The sequence below is a fragment of the Streptomyces sp. NPDC001393 genome, from assembly GCF_053597455.1.
On sequence record NZ_JBSFIH010000138.1, the window covers coordinates 1 to 3,186 of the forward strand.

General features: G+C 67.8%; 4 protein-coding genes. 1 reads left to right on the forward strand and 3 read right to left on the reverse strand.

Going from position 1 to position 3,186, the window contains the following annotated elements:
* Both ACWC2T_RS45825 and ACWC2T_RS45830 read right to left on the reverse strand, forming a co-directional pair.
* Window positions 1–1,518, reverse strand: a 1,518-nt coding sequence (locus tag ACWC2T_RS45825; protein WP_450676214.1) for a trypsin-like serine peptidase, incomplete at its 3' end; no start/stop codon positions are given.
* Window positions 1,519–1,975: 457 nt separating this feature from the next.
* The gene (locus tag ACWC2T_RS45830) at window positions 1,976–2,431 is read right to left on the reverse strand and encodes a DUF4232 domain-containing protein (RefSeq protein WP_450676215.1); all 456 of its coding nucleotides are present in this window, start codon (window positions 2,429–2,431) and stop codon (window positions 1,976–1,978) included.
* A gap of 429 nt (window positions 2,432–2,860) precedes the next feature.
* Between ACWC2T_RS45830 and ACWC2T_RS45835 the strand changes: the two genes are divergently transcribed.
* A complete protein-coding gene (locus ACWC2T_RS45835; RefSeq protein ID WP_450676216.1) occupies window positions 2,861–3,013 on the forward strand; it encodes a hypothetical protein in 153 nt (50 codons plus the stop codon).
* A gap of 54 nt (window positions 3,014–3,067) precedes the next feature.
* Here the strand turns inward: ACWC2T_RS45835 and ACWC2T_RS45840 are convergent.
* A partial coding sequence (locus tag ACWC2T_RS45840; protein ID WP_450676217.1) for an Imm32 family immunity protein occupies window positions 3,068–3,186 on the reverse strand: 119 nt, incomplete at its 5' end.

The following is a 3,186-nucleotide window of genomic DNA, read 5'->3' on the forward strand; positions in this document are numbered from 1 at the left end:
GGGTTTCTGCAGCTGGTGTTCCTGTCCGAAGCCTCCGGCGCCCACGTTGGTGTAGAGGGTGAGTTCGCCGTCGGACCAGCGCACCATCAGGTCGGTGACGTAGGCCGATGAGCCGAAGCGGCCTGCGGCGATCTGGGTAGCGTGTTCCCAGATGGTGTGAGGGGCGGCCATCTGGGTGCCGGGTACGTTGAGGCCGTTGGTGCCGACGTCGCCGTAGAGCGTGACCTCGCCGTCGGACCAGCGGACCATCAGGTCGAACTGGTTGGATCCGGTGAAGTCGCCCGCGGTGATGGTCTCCGCGTTGGTCCAGATGGACTGGGGGGCGACCAACTGGCGTTCGGTGATGAAGTGGCCTTGGCCGTCGTTGGTGTAGAGGGTGACCTCGCCGTCGGTCCAGACCACGATCATGTCGCTGTGGCCGGCGCCGTTGAAGTCGCCGGCGGCCATCAGCTTGGCGTGTTCCCACGTCGTCCCGCTGCCCATGGAATAGGGCAGGGGCGGCTGGTGGTAGGGGCCGTGGTCGGTGTGCAGGCCCTGCTGGGCGTCGTCGTAGTCCTGGAAGAACCGGTCGCCGTGCAGGGGGCTGTAGGTGATCCGGTTGTACAGCGGATTGTCGGTCTTCACATCGGGACCACCCTGCAGGAAGCCGCCCACGTTGCCGATGATCTCGCCAGTGTCGCGGGAGGTGTCGAACTTGGAGAACCCCGGTCCGCCGGAGACCCCTCCCCACATGCCGGCGCAGTCGATCTGCATCTGGTTGTAGGCCGGCAGCGGCGTCGTCCAGACATTCGGGCAGTGGAACGCGCGGTCCTGCGAGTCGTACTTGACCATGGGATAGCCGATCACGGTCACCTGGTTGACGAATCCCGGTGTCCGGGCGAGGGTGTTTGCGCCCACGGCGTCCTGGACGTTGCGCCCGCCGTTCTCCTTCAGGCTCGCGAAGGCGAAGTCCAGGTCGGAGTTGGCGCTCCGGTCCGAGGCGTACTGCGAGTCGCGGAACCACTCACCAACCGGCCAGATGCCATACGGCTGGTCGCCCGCCGACTTGGTGTGGTCGTACTTGGGCACGAACGCCGCGTTGCCGCCGAGGCAGTGCCCGGCGGTGAGGATGAGGTTGCGCCCGGGGCTGCGTACCACGCTGGCCGTGCAGTTATGGGCCTTCATGTCACCTGTGGTGGTGAAGAGCATGCCGACGGACTTGATGCCGCCGAAGTGCTCACCGTCGATGGCGGTCAGGGACCGCTTCTTGTGCGGTGCCTTCCAGCCCTGCGGCTGCGCGATGCGGCCCGAGGGGTCGGTGGCCGAGGCCATGCGCTGGGGCGTCCAGAACCGGATGGCGTCCTGGACAGTCCAACTGCCGCTGTTGGTCGACGAAGGCGTGACGGACGCCGAAGGGCTCGCGACGGCGGTCGTGTGGTCGGTGCGGTTCGGCTTGGCCGTTACCTGTCTGGCGGGGGCCGGGGCAGGTGTGGCCGCTCTGGCCGCGGCGGCGTTGCCCAGCAGAAGTGCGGCGCACAACGCGAACACACTCCCCAGGCTTATTCGTGTACTACACAAGTTAATTTGCTCCAGGTCAGGCAGGCCGGAGAGCTCGACGAGTCCGGGCCACGCACAGAATGGACGGCCGGCGCGGAGTGCGCGGCCAAGTCTTGCCGGCGGGAAGTTCAGTTCCTCGCCACGGAGCGGAGTGTCGGCGTCTCGGCCGTGACGGCTGACCGTGATCGCCGCTCGGGTACACCGGGCGTCATGACAGATGACAGGCTCGGCAGACCGCCCGACTCGGGCCGTCCGACGCGCGGGCCCTCACGTGTCGACAGGCAGGGACGCCCCCATGATCCAGTCCAGCGCACAGCGCACCCCCCGATGCATTCCCCCTGCCGCCCCGTGAGACGGCACCCGGTAGACCATGGTCAGCGGTCACCGGTGCCATCATGATCGCACAACAATCGAACTTATGTGCAGATTTTGTCGCCCTCTACCGCGGACGGGGTGCGCCCACGTGAATGGTGTCGCAGAACACCGGGGTCACATGCCGGCCGTGCGGGTCGGTGATCTGCAGCGAAGCGCCATAGTCGGTGGACGCGGGGTGCGGTGGCAGCACCTCGATGCGTGGGGCGTCGTCGACCGGGATGGCGCAGGAACCGTCCGCGGAAGGGGATGCCGGGTAGAAGAGCGGGAAGTCCACCGTTTTGGCATGGTTCAACACCAGCCGGACCGGCGCCTTGGCCTTCGGCTCCGACCAGACGGCAGGGCCTTTGCCGGCGTACGCCTGCACCTTCGGATAGCCATCGAATGCGCAGGGCGTAGCGCTGGTGTTAGTCGCGCTCAGCAGAGCCGTCGGCGCCTTGCTCGGCTTGTCGGCGAGGAGTGTCAGCTTCCATCGCAGCTGTGCGGTCCCGCATGCGGCTCCCGCCGAAGCCGTGGGGGGCACACTCGTCCGTCCCTCGCCAGGGGACGCCGCCGTCGCCCGGGAGGACGGCTCGGCGCCCGGCTTCCTGGCGTCCGGATGCGCTGGACCGCACGCCACAGCAGCCGCCATCACCGTCAGGCTGATGGCGGAGACTGTCGCTGTCCTCCGTGCCACGAGAACTCCCCCTGGGAAGCGACCCTGCGGAGGCCGGGTGCCACCGCTCCTGCCTCCCGGCCAGGGAGATGCATTCGCCCCCGCGAGGGTTCCCCCGAAGCGGCACCCTGTGACGCGGACGCGTGGACATCCGCGTCGTCGATGGTGAGGTCGAACTCCCCCAACTCGCCCGCGAGCAACCTTTCCTCCACAGGCCCTTGACCCGCCGCCCGGCACACGACGGCATTGGGCCCTCCGCCGTCCATCGCGATGTGGCCCACACGCTCGCCGTGCCGGGTGGACGAGGCTGTACGCCGCTGGGGCGTCCTCGACCTCCTGGACGTGCTGAAGAACGCCGACTTCGACACCGGCTTCACCGACGAGTTCGCCTCCGTCGCCGTTTACGAGCGCGTCGACCGCGCCGTCCCTGGAGGCCTGGGAGGCGTCTGAAAGGCTGGTGAGCGGTCACGGCCTTCTGCACCGCACTTCAGTCGACGGATGCGCTCACGCCCGCTCCAGGATCAGGTGATGGTCGGAGTCGATCTCCTGGTCCGCCGTCAGATGGATGTGGGAGCCTTCGTGAACCTGGTCCTGCGCCAAGGTCAGGAGGTGACGAGCGAGTG